The sequence below is a fragment of the Paenibacillus sp. FSL M7-0420 genome (genome assembly GCF_038002345.1).
Classification (GTDB): domain Bacteria; phylum Bacillota; class Bacilli; order Paenibacillales; family Paenibacillaceae; genus Paenibacillus_AQ.
Genome location: NZ_JBBOCJ010000001.1, coordinates 900,835 through 916,134, shown reverse-complemented (window position 1 = coordinate 916,134; position 15,300 = coordinate 900,835). Strand labels below are relative to the sequence as shown.

The window sequence follows — 15,300 nt, the reverse complement described above, 5'->3', positions numbered from 1 at the left end:
CCGATTACTGGCGGTATTGTCCCGTAACCATTAACAGAGCCTCCGGAAGCTGATCCATAATCGCCGCCAGATTCTCATGTACCCCCTTCGGGGTACCGGGCAGATTGACAATCAGAGTTCTTCCACGGATGCCGCAGATTCCCCGGAACAGCATAGCAGCGCGGTTCTTCTGCATCACCGTACTGCGCATCGCCTCGGAGAGTCCGGGCACTTCGCGTTCAATGACCCGCCGCGTCGCCTCCGGCGTAACATCGCGGATGGCCAGATCGGTTCCGCCGGTTGTCAGCACCAGATCCGCCTGGAAATAATCCGTAAGCTCAATCAGTGCTGCAATAATCTCATCCTGCTCATCAGGCACGATCCGGTATTCAATGATCTCGCCGCCCAGCTCCTCCTCCACCAGCTCCCGAATCACCTGGGCGCTCGTGTCTTCCCGTTCGCCCCTGGCCCCTTTATCGCTGGCCGTCAGGATTGCTGTTTTCCACGCCATAGGTTGTCCCTCCCTCTCTATGTACTATGTATATCCGGCTGCTGAAGCAGCTGCCGCTGCGCCTTCGGCTGTATCATTCCCTGCTGCTGCTCTATTCTGCTTCCAGCGCGTAATCCCCATTCTTGCCGCCGCTCTTGGACACCAGCATCGTAGGTCCGATAATCATGTCCTTCTGCAGCGCCTTGCACATATCATATACGGTCAGCGCCGCTGCCGATACGGCAGTGAGCGCCTCCATCTCCACCCCGGTCTTACCGGTAGTGCTGACGGTTGCTTCTATATATAGTTCATCTTTGTTGTTATCCATGAAGCGGATATCCACTCCGGTAAGCGGCAGCGGGTGGCACATGGGAATCCAGCTTGCGGTCTGCTTCGCCGCCATGATTCCTGCAACCTGAGCTACCGCAAGCACATCGCCCTTGCGGATCGTTCCCGCCTTAATGGCGTCCAGCGTCTCCGGGGCCATATGCACCTGGCTTCTGGCTGCCGCTGTCCGCCTGGTAACTTCCTTGTCGCTCACATCCACCATGCGGGCTCTGCCCTGCTCGTTGAAATGAGTTAATTCCATGTAGCCCTCTCCTTCCGGCAATCCCAGATGCCGTTCTCCGTAATCAGCAGATCCATTAAGGCATCATGCTCCTCAAGCGGTACTTCCGGTACCAGCTGGAGGCCGTAGGCCAGACCAATCCACATAGGCTTGGCAGCCGAACCGGGGACCCCTGTCTCCAATGCGGTGTGCAGGCGGTCATAATATCCTCGTCCGTAGCCGAGGCGTCCGCCACGCCGGTCAAAGGCCAGTCCTGGCACGAAGATAACCTCCGGCCAGCCGGTTCTCCGTCCTGCTTGCGCGAGGGGGCCGGCAAGAGCAGCACTCCCGGCCGGCGGCTCCATGATCCCGTAGGTTCCAGGGACAAGCTCATCCCAGGAGCTTACCTGGTGAAGGCTTAAGTTACCGCTCTCCCGGTTGACACGGGGAAGCAGCACCTTATGCCCTTCCGCCCATGCCGCCGCAAGAAGCGGACGGCAGCCCAGCTCGGAGCGAAACGGCGCATACGCAAGCAGTGAAGCTGCGCCTTCCTGCGAGAACCAGCTCCAGGCATGGGCGCACACCCGGGCGGATAACAGCTCCCGCTGCTCCAGGGGCAAGGCATCGCGGAGCGCGGTATTCCCGGTGCGAAGCTCGTGCTTCCGCCCGGCAAGCTGCATGCTGTGCTCCTGCATAGGCAGCCTCCTCCTTCACTTGTTCCTAGCTTATCATAGTTTGTAAGCTCAGTTTACCACTCTTCTCACCGGTTCGCCAAGGTTGATTCATTACCCTTGTTAGAAGAATGGACCTCGCACGCCCCACCTTTTTCATGTAAACTGGAGAATAAGATTAGACAATCGCCTGGGCGCAAGCCGCCGAGGCCAATTTGCAAGGGCGGAGGTTTCATCAGAATGCTTCTTCAAGCGACAGGAATTACGAAATCATACGGTATACAAAGCGTGCTGGACGGCATTAGCCTAATGGTGAACGAGAGGGAGAGAGTCGGGCTGGTTGGCGTCAACGGAGCAGGCAAATCGACCTTTCTGCAGATTCTCGCGGGTGAGATGTCTTATGACAGCGGACAAATTCATAAGTCTAAAGAGACTACGATTGGCTATCTGGCCCAGAACAGCGGCCTGCAGTCGGATAACACCATACAGGAAGAGATGCTCGCGGTATTTGCGCCGCTGCTGGAGGCAGAGGCCGAGCTGCGGCAGCTGGAGACGGATATCGCCGATCCGGCACTTGCCGGAGATCCGAAGCGTTATGAGGATCTGCTGGAGCGTTATGCCAGACGCTCCGACTGGTTCAAGGATCACGGCGGCTATGAGATCAATACGCGTATCCGCAGCGTGCTGCACGGGATGGGCTTCGGGGAGTTCGCACCGGATACTCCAATCTCTACCTTAAGCGGAGGCCAGAAGACACGTCTGGCACTGGCCCGCATCCTGCTTCAAGCGCCTGATCTGCTCATGCTCGATGAGCCGACTAACCATCTGGACATCGAGACGCTCACCTGGCTGGAGGATTATCTGCGCGGTTACGCCGGCGGCATCCTGGTCGTATCCCATGACCGGTATTTCCTTGACCGCCTGGTGACGACCATCGTGGAGATCGAGCGGCACCAATCGCGCAGATACACAGGCAACTACAGCCGCTATATGGAGCTGAAGGCTGCGGAATACGAGATTCGTATGAAGCAGTATGAGAAGCAGCAGGACGAAATTTCACGGATGGAGGATTTCGTGCAGCGCAACATTGTCCGGGCCTCCACCACCAAGCGGGCACAGAGCCGCCGCAAGGCCCTCGACAAGATGGAGCGTATCGACAAGCCGCTGGGCGACCTGAAGAAGGCCAGCTTCTCCTTCGAGCCTGACTTCATGTCCGGCAAGGAAGTGCTGCAAGTCCGGGAGGTCGCAGTCTCTTTCAGTCCTGAGGCTGCACCGCTCTTCCGCAATGCCTCCTTCGAGCTGCGGCGCGGCGAGACAGCGGCGCTGATCGGACCGAACGGGATCGGGAAGTCCACACTGCTGCAATGCATGACCGGCACCCGCGAGCCTTCCCGCGGAACCGTGAACTGGGGAACCAAGGTGAAGATCGCCTACTACGACCAGGAGCAGACCCGGCTGAATCCGCGCAATACGGTGCTGGAGGAGCTGTGGAGTGAATATCCGATGCTGGAGGAGGCCCGAATCCGTACGATTCTCGGCAACTTCCTGTTCAGCGGCGAGGATGTACTTAAGAAGGTAGCTGCGCTGAGCGGCGGCGAGAAGGCCCGGGTGGCCCTGTCCAAGCTGATGCTGCGCGGAGCCAATATGCTGATTCTCGATGAGCCTACCAACCATCTGGATCTCGTCAGCCGCGAGGTGCTCGAATCGGCCCTGATCGATTTTGAAGGCACCCTGCTGTTCATTTCCCATGACCGTTATTTCCTCAACAAGATGGCTGAACGGGTACTTGAGCTGCACCCCGACGGAATTGATCAGTATTTGGGCAATTATGACGACTATATTGAGAAAAAGCTCGAGCTCAAAGCGATTGCCGAAGAGGAAGCCGAGCTTGCCGCCGCCAAGTCCTCCAGAAGTGCCGACATTGAAGCGATATCCGCCGAGAAAGGCAGCTCCCTCTCCTATGAGGCGGACAAGCAGGCTAAACGTGAGGAACGGAACCGCCTGCGCCGCATCTCCGAACTGGAGGAGAAAATCGCCAAGCTGGAGGAAGCCATCTCGGGAATTGAGCATGAAATGACTAAACCTGAGGTGTATCAGGATTATATGGCGCTTCAGGAGCATGAAAGTGAGCTTAAGGACAAAAAACGCGAGCTGGGAGATTTATTTAGCGAATGGGAGAAACTGGCTGAGGACTAATGTAAAGACGCATCAAAAAAAAATTTAACAGTTTCCAATTTGTTCAAATCTGGTTATCCACAGCCTCATCCACAGTTTCCGTGCATAACTATCATCTAAAATTAGCCCTTCGGGGCTTTTTTCATGCGTAAAATGGCTACTTTGCTTGTCAAGGACTTTTTATCCACCGAATTATCCACATTATCCACAATTCTCACAATTTTGTTTCATAGCATAACCTCTTGTTTATGGTGCTCGCAAAAAAGGCGTTATTGCTGATTTTACACGGTTTTTACACAACTCGTGCGGAATATGTGGATAACGTTGTCCACAGGTTGACAAATGCCGCACGGGGCAAAAATCATGTTAGGTTTAGGCGATATGAATGCCCACTTGCCCGCCATCCAGCCCACGCTCCCACGCAACGCCGAATGTGGTCGGTTTTTCGATTACATTTGGCTCGCGTACCTCATCCCGGCGCATTGTAGTCGGTTTTTCGATTACATTTGGCTCGCGCACCCTCATCCGGCGCATTGTGGTCGGTTTTTCGACTACATTTGGCTCGCGCACCTTCATCCGGCGCATTGTGGTCGGTTTTCCGACTACATTTGGCTCGCATACCCTCATCCGACGCATTGTGGTCGGATTTTCGATTACATTTGACTCGCGCACCCTCATCCGGCGCATTGTGGTCGGTTTTTCGACTACAATGCGCCCTTCAGCCGTCGCGGCATATAATGTGTTCGGTTTTTCGTATACATTCGGCTATCCACCGCCCTGCCAGCCCCTGACAGCAAAGATGCCTCTGCCGATGTCGGTGACATGGCAAAGGCGTCCATCCTTGAGAAGCGTTGAATCTGCGAGACAACATCGCTCTAGTCCCTGGTTTCTGGTTTCTAGTCTCTGGTCTCTAGCCTCTAGCTATTCACCGCCGAGCCGGGAGAGGGCACCGCCGATTCCGACAGCAGCGCTGCATTACAAGCGGCGATGTAAGCAATGCCTGCGGCCATCACGATATCGTGATGGATGGCCGTGCCCCGGAACTTGGTGTCCTTCCACTCCACCATGACGGCGGCCTCGGCCTGGGCATTCCCGCCGCTGCCGAGGGAATGCAGCTCCAGCCCGTCGAAGCGGATATCCTCGGCAATCCCTTGCCCTATAGCGGCAATGATTGCTTCCAGCGGACCGTCTCCGGTGCTGGTCTGGGTCGTCTCTGCGCCGCTGTGCAGATGGCGCACCGTCACTGCAGCCACGCGGCGCGGCGCGCTGCCGGCCAGAACCTGGACCTCGCCGAGCGCATAGACCTGCGCCTGCTGTCCTGTGGTGCTGCTGACCATCCGCAGCAGCTCATCATCGCTGACAGCCTTCTGGCGGTCAGCCGTCTCCTTGAAGGATGCGTAGAGCGCGTCCAGCTCCGCCGAATCCAGGGCAATGCCGTACTTCGCGGCGCGGTCCTTCAGCGCATGCCTGCCGGAATGCTTGCCGAGGATAATCATGCTGCGCGGGATGCCCAGCCGCTCCGGGTCCATAATCTCGTAGGTGCTGCGGTCCTTCAGCAGGCCGTCCTGATGGATGCCGGATTCATGCTGGAAGGCATTGCGCCCGACCACCGGCTTGTTGAAGGCAATCGGGAAATGCATCGCCCCGCTGATCATCCGCGAGGTGTCATACAGCTTATCAAGCACGATTCCAGTCTCGGCGCCGATAGCCTCTCCGCGTGTCTCCAGCGCCATGACCAGCTCCTCCAGCGCACAGTTGCCGGTCCGCTCGCCCACACCGTTGACCGTGACCTCAATCTGTGTAGCGCCGCCTTCAATGGCCGCCAGGCTGTTCGCTACGGCGAGGCCCAGATCGTTGTGGCAGTGGGCGCTGTAGATGACCTTGTCTCCGCCCCTGGCCCCAAGCCGCACACGCCGGAACATCTCTCCGTATTCCTGCGGCAGCGCATAACCTACCGTGTCCGGCAGATTAATAATCGAAGCGCCCTCTTCAATTACTGCCTCGACCATCTCAATCAGATCGTCGATGCCCGTCCGTACAGCATCCATTGCAGTGAACTCTACCACATCGCAGAACTGGCGGGCATAAGCGGTCATCTCTCTGGCAACCGCTACAACCTCAGGGCGGCTCATGCGCAGCTGATGGCGCAGGTGGATGTCGGAGGAGGAGATGAACAGATGAATCCGCCGCCGCGCGGCATCCCGGGTGGCCCGTACAGCAGCATCGATATCCCCCTTGACTGCACGTGCGAAGCCGCAGATCTCCACGCCCTGAATGTTGCGGGAGATCGTCTCCACCGCAGCGAAATCCCCCGGGCTGGATACAGGGAATCCCGGCTCCATGACATCCACTCCCAGGTCCGCCAGCTTGCCGGCCAGAATAATCTTTTGCTCAGGGGTAAGACTGGCTCCCGGGGCCTGCTCCCCATCGCGCAGCGTCGTGTCAAAAATCTGAATACGTTTCTTTACCGGAATAATCATCGTAATTCCTCCTCAAATTAGGTTTATATCATGGAGGGCTGCCTCTTAAAAAGCACAAAGACCCCCCGTCTCTTATAAAGAGACGGGGGGTCAGCCCTCCGCGGTACCACTCTTTTTGACGCATAGGCTCCCTGATGTCAGAAGTCCCGGCTGCGTCCAGCTTAGATCAGATCTCCCAGCCCCGATAACGGAAGCTATAAAGATCTGAATAGTCCGGTAACGGGGACATCCGTAGCAGCGTACCTGTAGCACTTTCCGCCGCTCCGCTCACGGGCGAGATTCGCCGGCCTCCGGTGTCTGCGTCGCACCTCCCCGCAGCTCTCTGTTCACCTTGGCCGTCTACTGCTCCCGATCCTTGCGTGTCATTCCTATAAACTTCTTCTCACAAAATGTGCACAAAAAAAGCCTGCCGTCTCATTCAAGAGACGACAGGCTGTTCACTGTCGCGGTACCACTCTTGTTGATATCCGAACCCGCTGATCTTCCAGCTGTTCTGCGATACCCACTCCATGTCTGCAAGGTTCCCGGAATGTTACCACTCCGTCCAGCCTTGACTGACCACCCTCTCACGGAGGTTAACCGTAACGGTGTACCTAAGGTTGCCGGATTACATCCTGTACCGGCCAGCGCTCCTGTTCAAAGAGCTCCCTGCTTCCACCGCTCCGCTCCCGGACGAGTTCAGGTCTCCATCGACTGCGTCGCACCTTCCCGCAGCTCTCTTATCCCGGAGTGACCTTACTGCTTCCGATCCTTGCGTTTGTTCAAATATAAGATGATTGAATTGAACTGATTATACCCGGCGGCTTCTGCAAAAGTCAATAGGCAGATACCGACCATTTCTCCAGCGAATAACCGGGATCAGCTACCATATCCAGCGGAATTCCGCCTTCATGTCTCCATTTCACATAAGCTGCGGCACCAATCATCGCCGCATTATCCGTACAATACACGGGAGGAGGGATAATCAGCTCAATCCCTTCTGTTCCGCAGCGCCGGATCAGGGCTTCGCGCAGCCCCTTGTTCGCCGCTACCCCTCCGCAGAGCAGAAGCTGCTCCGCGTGGTATTCACGGACGGCACGGATCGCCTTCTCGACCAGCACTTCAACTACGGATTCCTGGAAGCCGCGCGCAATAGCCGCGACATCCGGCACAAGCCCCTTCATCTTGCTCTGATTCACCGCGTTCAGCACCGCGGACTTCAGACCGCTGAAGCTGAAGTCATACGAGCCCGGCTCCAGCCACACACGCGGCAGAGCGAAGGCTTCCTCCGCTTCATGCGCCAGCTTGTCCACATGCGGCCCTCCCGGATAAGGGAAGCCCAGGGCCCGCGCCACTTTGTCGTACGCCTCGCCGACGGCATCGTCACGGGTGCGCCCGATGATCCGGAAGCTTCCTTCCCGCTCCATATGCACCAGCTCCGTATGCCCCCCTGACACCACCAGCGTCATACCCGGATACTTCAATTCCTTGACCAGCCGGTTGGCATAGATATGACCGGCAATATGATGTGTGCCGATGAGCGGCTTGCCCCAGGCCAGCGCCAGGCTTTTGGCAGCCACGACTCCAACCAGCAGCGCCCCCACCAGTCCCGGACCCTGCGTTACCGCCACTGCTGTCAGCTCCTGCGGACGTACGCCTGCCGCGCTTAAAGCCTCTTCAATGACCAGCGTAATCACCTCGACATGCTTGCGGGAGGCCACTTCAGGCACCACACCTCCGAATGCCCGGTGGGTCTCAATCTGGCTGGAGATGATGTTGGACAACACCTCACAGCCATCCTTCACTACAGCTACAGAGGTCTCGTCACAGCTGGTTTCAATTGCCAGAATCAATACAGGCTCTCTTGCGCCCGTGTCTGTCTTCATTTCAAGTCCACGCTTCCTTCCGTTACAGCTTGCTCCCCGTACTCCGGCAGATCGGCCCACATGATGAGCGCGTCCTCGCGGTTGTCCGAATAATAGCCCTTGCGGGTACCGGCAGGCTTGAAGCCTTTTTTGCGGTATAAATTCTGGGCCACCTCATTGGAGACCCGTACTTCAAGCGTGATCGACTGCATGCCGAGATAAGCCGCCGTCTTCATCAGCTCGTCCAGCAGCCGCTCGCCCCATTTACGTCCCCGGTAGGCCTCCAGCAGTGCAATATTGGTGACATGCGCCTCATCGACAATCGCCCACATTCCTGCGTAGCCAATAATATGCCCTGCCAGCTCCATTACCATATATTTAGCAAAATGATTGTGGGTCAGCTCGTTGCGGAAGGCTTCCTCTGTCCAAGGCATGGTGAAGGCCTCCCGTTCAATCACAAGAATCGCAGGCACATCCTCCAGCCGCATCAGGCGAAAAACAAGCTCAGTCCCCTGAGCCGGTCTACGTTCCGGTTCGATCATCGTGTATTCAGGCTCCCTTCGCTGCTGCGGCGCAGATTCGCCTCCGCCTCCGACAACTGCGTATAATTGGGAATTAGCGTATGCAAATCTCCGCTCTCTTCGTAGAGACCCGCTTCCGCCAGAAATCCGGTCCAGCGTCCTTCCAGCTCATAAGGCAATGCCTGGACGTTGGCAGCTTCCATCAGCGGAGCCAGCATGTCCGCACTTCCATGCAGCGCCGTCTCCCCTACGAACCACAGTGTGTCCGGCAGATTGCCCTCAGCTGCGGCTTCCTTCAGCCGTACCGCCAGCTCCTGCACCCAGTCGGCCATCAGCCGGATCGCATCCGGCGCCAGCCGCCGGGGCGGCTTGTCCCCGTCCGCCGCGAATACAGCGGTGTATGCCTGTCCCCGCCGGGCATCGATCAGCGGAATGATCCAGTCTGTTCCTGCCGTGCCGGGCGCAAAAGTTATAGCGTCTTGCTCTTGCAGCGCAGAAGCCGCATGGTATCCGCCCCAGGCCAGCGCATGCAGGCTGGATACACCGGTAACCGGTACGTTCCAGGCCCAGGCCAGCGTCTTGGCTGCAGTCACAGCAATCCGTGTTCCGGTATAGGAGCCCGGGCCGATCCCAACCGAGATTCCGCCGATTCTGTCGGCCGTAGTGGCAGACGCCTGAAGTGCCTGCTCAATAATAGGCAGCAGATGAACCGAATGGTTCCGCTCCCCGGAAGCATTAATCTCATGCAACAGCTCCCCGCCGCCAGTCACAGCCACTCCCAGAACTGCCGTTGATGTATCCAGCGCCAAAAACCGCTTGCGCGGCTCATTATTCGAGTTCGTCATGTTTCTTTACCCCACTTCTGGATCAGCATCCGGCACAATTCGCCGTAAGGCTCTCCGATTCCGGTCACCGTAATCTCCCGTTCCTCCGGGCCGGCGGTCTTCAGCTCTATATGGAGATGCCGCGGCGGCATCAGTTCAGTAATGATTCGGCTCCATTCCACCAGACTCACACCCTGACCGTAGAAATACTCTTCCAGTCCCAGCTCGTCCGCTTCCTGCAGCGATATCCGGTATACATCCATATGATACAGCGGCAGACGTCCTTCATACTCTTTGATAATGGTAAAAGTAGGACTATTCACAATACCTTCCACACCCAAGTGGCGTGCATAGCACTGCGAGAACGCTGTTTTGCCTGCACCTAGATCCCCGTCAAGTCCGATAACCATCCCCGCCGATGACGCGGCAGCAATGGCGGCGGCAAGTGCCTCCGTATCCTGAAGGCTGAATGAACGGGTTGTGAACACCGTTTGTGTATTATTGTCCAAAGCTGCAACTACCACCTTTATGAAGATCCCTTAACAGTTAACAATACTTTTAATTATATCGGTATGCTACTTGCACCGCAACAGCCTGTCAGTCCGTTGAGAACGCCGGAGCCGCCGCAGGCTTCCCAGGATGCCGGGAGAACAGGCTATGCAGCACCATACCACCAATAATGACCGCAATCCCCGCCCATGACAGGAGGGAAGGCAGCGGCGAGTCCAGTAAGAGCATCTCCCCCAGCAAGGCGAACAGCACCTCCAGTGACTGGGTCGCTTCCACGGCTGCCAGACTGCTCATGCTGCCCCGGACCAGATCGGTAGCCCGGAAAAACAGCACCGTAGCCACAACTCCCGAACTGAGTGCAACAATGACTGATTGTCCTATTTGCGGGGAGGAGGGCAGGCCTGTATCTGCCATACCATACAGAGCGACAGCCAGCCAGAAGGGCAGGCTGGCAAGCGTCATGCCAAGAATCCGCTGGAATACATCCAGTTGGCCGCCGCACAGCTCCATCATCTTACGGTTGCCGAGCGGATAGGCGAAGGAAGCGATAAGGACCGGGACAATGCCCAGCAGGACCTGGGAAGGGGCAAGCTGCCGCGCCTGCTCCACTTGCAGCAGCGCTACTCCGGCGAGAATAATCAAGGAGAGGAGCAGCCCGCGCAGCGGGATTTTACCTCTTATGTATACTCGTCCTCCCGGTCCGCTAACCCATTCTCCGAAGAACGGAGCCAGCAGCGAACCGGAGATAATTGTGATTTGCCACGTTCCTGCTGTCAGCCAGCCCGGTGCATAGGCAGCGGCGAAGCAGATGGGCGCGTAGAACAGGCCGAACCCGACAGTGCCCCACAGCAGCCAGGCTCCGGGCCGTTCTCTCATCGCAGCCAGCAGCGGCTTCAGCCTCCCTCTTCCGGCCACAATCGCCAGCAGCAGCGGGAGCGTGAACAAGTACCGCAGCGAGGCGCTCCACGCCCAGCTTCCTCCCGCAAGCTCCATCCTCCGGTTCAGCACAAACGTCACCGCAAAAAACAGCGCCGAGCACACACCCAGCAATATCGGACGCACTTCCATCATCTCTTTTCGTCAAAATTCTACTCCCAAATATAGGGGCTCACCACTCCCGGCGTCAATATCTGTGTCAGCTATAATTATGGGGCCGTTGCCAGTTGAAGCTGTGAGGGAAGGTGACTTGAGGAGGTGACAGGTGAGGGGAGTGCAGGGTGTGTGGTGCGGATGAGCATGGTGGCGGATGAGCGAGAAGACGGTGTGTGAGGTGACTAATGAGCATGGTGGCAGATAAGTGGACTGCTGGGAGTTAAGCGGACACAGAAGCCGCTATTTGGCTTAAAATATCATTTTGCTGCTTGTTGCGGACTCAAGTGCCGTTAACTTCGAATTTTGAGCCAAATGTTACGCCGAATAGGTTACTTAACGGCCTCTGAGTCCGTATGAATCCACAAAATGAGGAAATCTATTCCATTAAGAGCACTACAGTCCGCCATTCCTCGCTTCATGTATCCGTAAGCCGCCCCACGCTCACTTTCCACGAATTCAGGGTGCACTCATACACCTCATTCGCGCTCCACGCCCGGCCCTGAGCATAACGTGTGTAGGAGGTCAGGCCACACAAAAAGCAGGAGACTCCTGCGATGGTGTCACCGCCAAGAGAACGCCTGCTCCAATTAGTATTTTACCTGAATACCTGCCAGACTTATTGTGCTGAACCGCTACTTCTCCTGCTCCTCCAGCCGCTCAACGCCAACAGTCTGCGTATTATCCGGCCGGGAGCCTACCTGAACCGTTGCCATACCGTTATCCGAATCTACATGCTCAATCCAAACCGGTTCTCCGTCGAGATGCACAGCGATCTTGTCCTTGGAAGCGTAAATATCCTTCGCACGTGTTATATCCATTCTCTTCTTGCCTCCTTATTCCTCGTCATCTTCCGCCGGAAGCTCCCCTATGGTTGCACCGGCATCCAGCAGGCCTGCGTCCTCGTCCAGTCCGGCATCCTCCGGATCGGCAATAATATTGTCCCAATTGACCGCCTCTGCCGGAATATCCTGCTCCGATAGGGCATCGCTCCAGTGATAGTGCTCCTTGTCCATAATGCCCCCTTTTCACGCTTTGTGTCTGTGCAAGCTGAGCAGCATTTATTTTTTCCCATGACTCTCAAAACATGCATCCGGCTAGAAAAAGCCATCCCGTTCCATACTAAGCCATAACACATCCCATCAGGAGGCGATTCTCATGCATACCGTTTGGAAAGGAGCCATCAGCTTCGGGCTTGTGCATGTTCCGGTCAAGATGTTCTCCGCTACGGAGGATAAAGACATCTCGCTGCGCTACATCCACAAAGAATGCGGCAGTCCGCTGTCTTATGTACGTAAATGTCCTGTCTGTGACAAGGAGGTCACCTGGGAGGAGATCGGCAAGGGGTACGAATATGAGAAGGGAAAATTTGTCCTGTTCGACAAGGAGGAGCTGGATCAGCTAAGCGAGGAGAGCAGCAAGAGCATCACCATACTGGATTTCGTGGATTTGACGGAGATTGACCCGATTTATTTCCAGAAGACCTATTATCTGTCACCAGACCAGGCAGGTGCCAATGCTTACCGTTTGCTGATGGAGGCGATGCGTCAGACCGGGAAGATCGGTATTGCCAAGATCTCCATCCGCTCCAAAAGCAGTCTGGCCGCCATCCGCGTCCTGGCGGACTGTCTGGCGATTGAGACGATCTATTACCCGGACGAGGTCCGTCCGGTATCGCAGGTTCCCGGCCTGCCGGAGCCGGGCAGCGTGAACGACAAGGAGCTGGACATGGCCAAGCTGCTGATCTCACAGCTGTCCACCCCGTTCGAGCCTGCCAAATATACGGATGATTACCGCCAGCGGATGCTTGATCTGATTACACATAAGATTGCAGGCGAAGAGTTCCATATTGCTCCGGCCCGCCAGGAGAACAATGTTATCGATCTGATGGCCGCCCTGCAGGCCAGTATCGAAGCTGTGCAGCATATTCCTTCCGATCCCGGACCCGCCAAGGGAGACAGCGGGGCCAAGCCGCGGACAGCCGCCGGTGCGAAGAAACGTCCGGCCAAGGCTACTGCCGCCGGGACTTCAACCGATACACCCGCCGCTCCGGTTGTAGATGAAGCCACCGGACCGATTCCGGTGATCGCTCCGAAGCCGAAGCGCCGGAGCGCGAAGAGCAAGGGCACCGGTGCCTAGAGGCCGGGTGTCTGCACCCGCCGCCAGGCTGGACAGCTCCCTTCAGCTTAAGACCATCACTCCGTTTGAGCCTGTACTGGCCTCTGTGCTTCCCGACGGGGACCAGTGGATCGCCCAGATCAAATGGGACGGCGTGCGGATGATCTCCTATTACGATGGGCGCCAGGCCGAACTGATTAACCGCCGGGGCAACCGGCGCACGCTCCAATATCCTGAGCTGGCCGGACCAGGGAGCTATTGCCGGGCCGGCTCCTTCATTCTGGATGGCGAGATCATTGCACTCAGCGGCGGCAAGCCCTCCTTCCATGAGGTCATGCGGCGGGACAGCCTGAAGAATGAGGCGGCGATCCGGGCAGTGCAGCCGCAGGTTCCGGTGCTGTATATGGTTTTTGATATGCTGTATTGTGATGGCATCTGGCTGCTGGACGAACCGCTGTCCCGGCGGCAGGAGCTGCTGAAGGAGATGCTGCTGCCCCATCCCCATGTGCAGCAGGTGCCGAGCTACCCGGACCCTGCACAACTGCTTACTGCCGCGCGGCAGGGGAGTCTGGAGGGGATCGTCTGCAAGGATCTCGATAGCACCTATGCGCTGGGCGGCAAGGACAGACGCTGGCAGAAGCTCAAGATCATCTCCGATGTCACCGCTGTCGCCGGGGGCGTCACCTTCCGGGACGGCATCGTGAATGCGCTGCTGTTCGGCCTGTATGATGATGCCGGCAGGCTGCATTATATCGGACATGCCGGGGCGGGCAGAATGACCGTCCAGGACTGGCGGACGCTGACCGGACGAATTCCGGGACTTGTCACAGAGCAGATGCCGTTTGCCGAGCTTCCGCAGCGAAGCTCAGGCTCCGTTTGGATTAAGCCTGAGCTGGTATTTAAGCTGCATTTTCTGGAATGGAATCCCTCCGGCACCTTCCGCCAGCCTGTGATTCAGGCTCAGGTCGAACTGCCCGCCCATTCTTGTTCTTTAAGCCAGAGGGGGTTCTAGCTGCCTATTGGGGAGTAAGGCTTCCGGCAGTGGATGTGTTGTTGCTGCAACACCCCTATAATGCCGCCGGACTCCAAAAAGGGACATCATTGTGTTCGGTTTTTCGCATACAAAAAAGATGTTCCTCAGCCTTTGCGGCTTCTGGAACACCTTTATTTTAACGCCCTGATGCCCGCTCGCTTCCCCTCACCGCTGCACCATACCGGCGGCAATGCTCTCCCATTGCTCCCGGGTCAGCCGCTTATCCGGCGGGTCCGTAATCAAAGCAAGCCCTCCGTAGGCGCTGTCATACCAATACAGTCTGCTTACTGAACTTCCGTTCTCTTCTCCAGCGCCTGTCCCCGGAATGAATAGCAGCTCCTTATCCTCGTAGGTCCATAGTTCAGTCGTTTGGCCGGGGGATACGTGAATTTGCGAAGGACCGGTGGTTGCTGCGTTATTCCAGAATAACTGAAGCTTCAGCTGATTACTTCCATCCTGATAGATCACCTCGGCGCTTGCGAGCTTCTCCAAGGGCCATAAAGTTGCAGCCAGCGGATTCCCGTCCGGAGCAGCTTCCGTTTTGGCCTTCAATGTCTCCAGTGCCAGCTGGTACTCCGGCTCAAACGCAGAGGGGGTTTTGGCGAACAGCCGGCCCCCGGCAAACTGTAACCCGCCTATTCGCTCAGGCGGCAGTGCAAAGCTCCACTTGCCCGTTTGCTCCCGGGCGGCTGACAGCTTCGCGTAGTTGGTATAGGTAACCGTTCTGCTAGTGAAAAATAGCGGTTTCCCATAACCCAGCCCGTTCATCAATGCAATCAATTCACTGTCATTGACATAATAAGCTGCTGTCTCCCCCGGCTGTAAATCTGCTTGCGCCTGTTGTTCATATTGCTCCCTTAGCTTAAAGAAACGTTCCCGGGCAGAGCTAGAGCCAATGTAGGGCGGCGTGACCTTAACAACGAGGTGCTCCATTTCATCCAAAATCGTAAAACGCTCCTCTCTTATAGCTAACACCCTTATAAGCCCCGGCCCTGACCAAAAGGGACATTTTGCGCAAA

The 15,300-nt window shown here is 56.9% G+C and carries 16 protein-coding genes and 1 other annotated feature; of the genes, 3 read left to right on the top strand and 13 right to left on the bottom strand.

The window, feature by feature from the left end; all coding sequences use genetic code 11:
- Positions 1 to 4: 4 nt before the first annotated feature.
- The 3 genes from MKX51_RS03885 to MKX51_RS03875 all read right to left on the bottom strand — a co-directional run bounded on the left by MKX51_RS03885 (position 5) and on the right by MKX51_RS03875 (position 1,711).
- Positions 5 to 490, bottom strand: coding sequence for a MogA/MoaB family molybdenum cofactor biosynthesis protein (locus tag MKX51_RS03885; protein WP_036693720.1), 486 nt, complete (start codon positions 488 to 490; stop codon positions 5 to 7).
- Positions 491 to 581: 91 nt separating this feature from the next.
- Positions 582 to 1,058, bottom strand: a complete 477-nt coding sequence (gene moaC / locus MKX51_RS03880) for a cyclic pyranopterin monophosphate synthase MoaC (protein WP_340943724.1) — start codon at positions 1,056 to 1,058, stop codon at positions 582 to 584.
- The gene (locus MKX51_RS03875; RefSeq protein WP_340991265.1) at positions 1,049 to 1,711 is read right to left on the bottom strand and encodes a 5-formyltetrahydrofolate cyclo-ligase; all 663 of its coding nucleotides are present in this window, start codon (positions 1,709 to 1,711) and stop codon (positions 1,049 to 1,051) included. Before MKX51_RS03875 ends, moaC begins: the two co-directional genes overlap by 10 nt.
- Positions 1,712 to 1,927: 216 nt before the next feature.
- On the opposite strand from MKX51_RS03875, the gene abc-f reads away from it, so the two are divergent.
- Positions 1,928 to 3,883 carry a ribosomal protection-like ABC-F family protein gene (gene abc-f / locus MKX51_RS03870; protein WP_340991264.1) on the top strand — a complete coding sequence of 652 codons (1,956 nt, stop codon included), beginning with the start codon at positions 1,928 to 1,930 and terminating at the stop codon, positions 3,881 to 3,883.
- A 351-nt stretch (positions 3,884 to 4,234) separates the two neighbouring features.
- Here abc-f and MKX51_RS03865 read toward each other — a convergent pair whose 3' ends face one another.
- The 9 genes from MKX51_RS03865 to MKX51_RS03825 all read right to left on the bottom strand — a co-directional run bounded on the left by MKX51_RS03865 (position 4,235) and on the right by MKX51_RS03825 (position 12,146).
- Complete coding sequence (locus tag MKX51_RS03865) at positions 4,235 to 4,498, bottom strand: hypothetical protein (RefSeq protein ID WP_340991263.1); 264 nt, start codon at positions 4,496 to 4,498, stop codon at positions 4,235 to 4,237.
- Between the two features lie 281 nt (positions 4,499 to 4,779).
- Complete coding sequence (locus MKX51_RS03860) at positions 4,780 to 6,342, bottom strand: 2-isopropylmalate synthase (protein WP_340991262.1); 1,563 nt, start codon at positions 6,340 to 6,342, stop codon at positions 4,780 to 4,782.
- Positions 6,343 to 6,417: 75 nt separating this feature from the next.
- Positions 6,418 to 6,707 (bottom strand) — a binding site (T-box leader).
- Positions 6,708 to 7,157: 450 nt separating this feature from the next.
- A complete protein-coding gene (tsaD, locus tag MKX51_RS03855; RefSeq protein WP_340991261.1) occupies positions 7,158 to 8,207 on the bottom strand; it encodes a tRNA (adenosine(37)-N6)-threonylcarbamoyltransferase complex transferase subunit TsaD in 1,050 nt (349 codons plus the stop codon).
- Complete coding sequence (rimI, locus tag MKX51_RS03850) at positions 8,204 to 8,728, bottom strand: ribosomal protein S18-alanine N-acetyltransferase (protein ID WP_051477836.1); 525 nt, start codon at positions 8,726 to 8,728, stop codon at positions 8,204 to 8,206. The genes tsaD and rimI overlap by 4 nt, the downstream gene beginning before the upstream one ends.
- Entirely contained in the window at positions 8,725 to 9,552 is an 828-nt protein-coding gene (gene tsaB, locus MKX51_RS03845) for a tRNA (adenosine(37)-N6)-threonylcarbamoyltransferase complex dimerization subunit type 1 TsaB (RefSeq protein WP_340991260.1), read from the bottom strand. The genes rimI and tsaB overlap by 4 nt, the downstream gene beginning before the upstream one ends.
- Positions 9,549 to 10,040: a tRNA (adenosine(37)-N6)-threonylcarbamoyltransferase complex ATPase subunit type 1 TsaE gene (tsaE, locus tag MKX51_RS03840; RefSeq protein ID WP_445321982.1), complete on the bottom strand. Its 492-nt coding sequence runs from the start codon at positions 10,038 to 10,040 to the stop codon at positions 9,549 to 9,551. The genes tsaB and tsaE overlap by 4 nt, the downstream gene beginning before the upstream one ends.
- Positions 10,041 to 10,128: 88 nt before the next feature.
- A complete protein-coding gene (locus MKX51_RS03835; protein ID WP_340991259.1) occupies positions 10,129 to 11,103 on the bottom strand; it encodes a DMT family transporter in 975 nt (324 codons plus the stop codon).
- 662 nt (positions 11,104 to 11,765) lie between these two features.
- Positions 11,766 to 11,951: an H-type small acid-soluble spore protein gene (locus MKX51_RS03830; RefSeq protein ID WP_340991258.1), complete on the bottom strand. Its 186-nt coding sequence runs from the start codon at positions 11,949 to 11,951 to the stop codon at positions 11,766 to 11,768.
- 15 nt (positions 11,952 to 11,966) lie between these two features.
- Positions 11,967 to 12,146 carry a hypothetical protein gene (locus MKX51_RS03825; RefSeq protein WP_340943744.1) on the bottom strand — a complete coding sequence of 60 codons (180 nt, stop codon included), beginning with the start codon at positions 12,144 to 12,146 and terminating at the stop codon, positions 11,967 to 11,969.
- A gap of 142 nt (positions 12,147 to 12,288) precedes the next feature.
- Between MKX51_RS03825 and ku the strand changes: the two genes are divergently transcribed.
- Together ku and MKX51_RS03815 are read left to right on the top strand one after the other, a co-directional pair.
- Positions 12,289 to 13,269: a non-homologous end joining protein Ku gene (gene ku / locus MKX51_RS03820; protein ID WP_340991257.1), complete on the top strand. Its 981-nt coding sequence runs from the start codon at positions 12,289 to 12,291 to the stop codon at positions 13,267 to 13,269.
- The gene (locus tag MKX51_RS03815) at positions 13,262 to 14,260 is read left to right on the top strand and encodes an ATP-dependent DNA ligase (protein ID WP_340991256.1); all 999 of its coding nucleotides are present in this window, start codon (positions 13,262 to 13,264) and stop codon (positions 14,258 to 14,260) included. Before ku ends, MKX51_RS03815 begins: the two co-directional genes overlap by 8 nt.
- A 186-nt stretch (positions 14,261 to 14,446) precedes the next feature.
- Here MKX51_RS03815 and MKX51_RS03810 read toward each other — a convergent pair whose 3' ends face one another.
- Entirely contained in the window at positions 14,447 to 15,223 is a 777-nt protein-coding gene (locus MKX51_RS03810; protein ID WP_340991255.1) for a hypothetical protein, read from the bottom strand.
- Between the last annotated feature and the right edge of the window lie 77 nt (positions 15,224 to 15,300).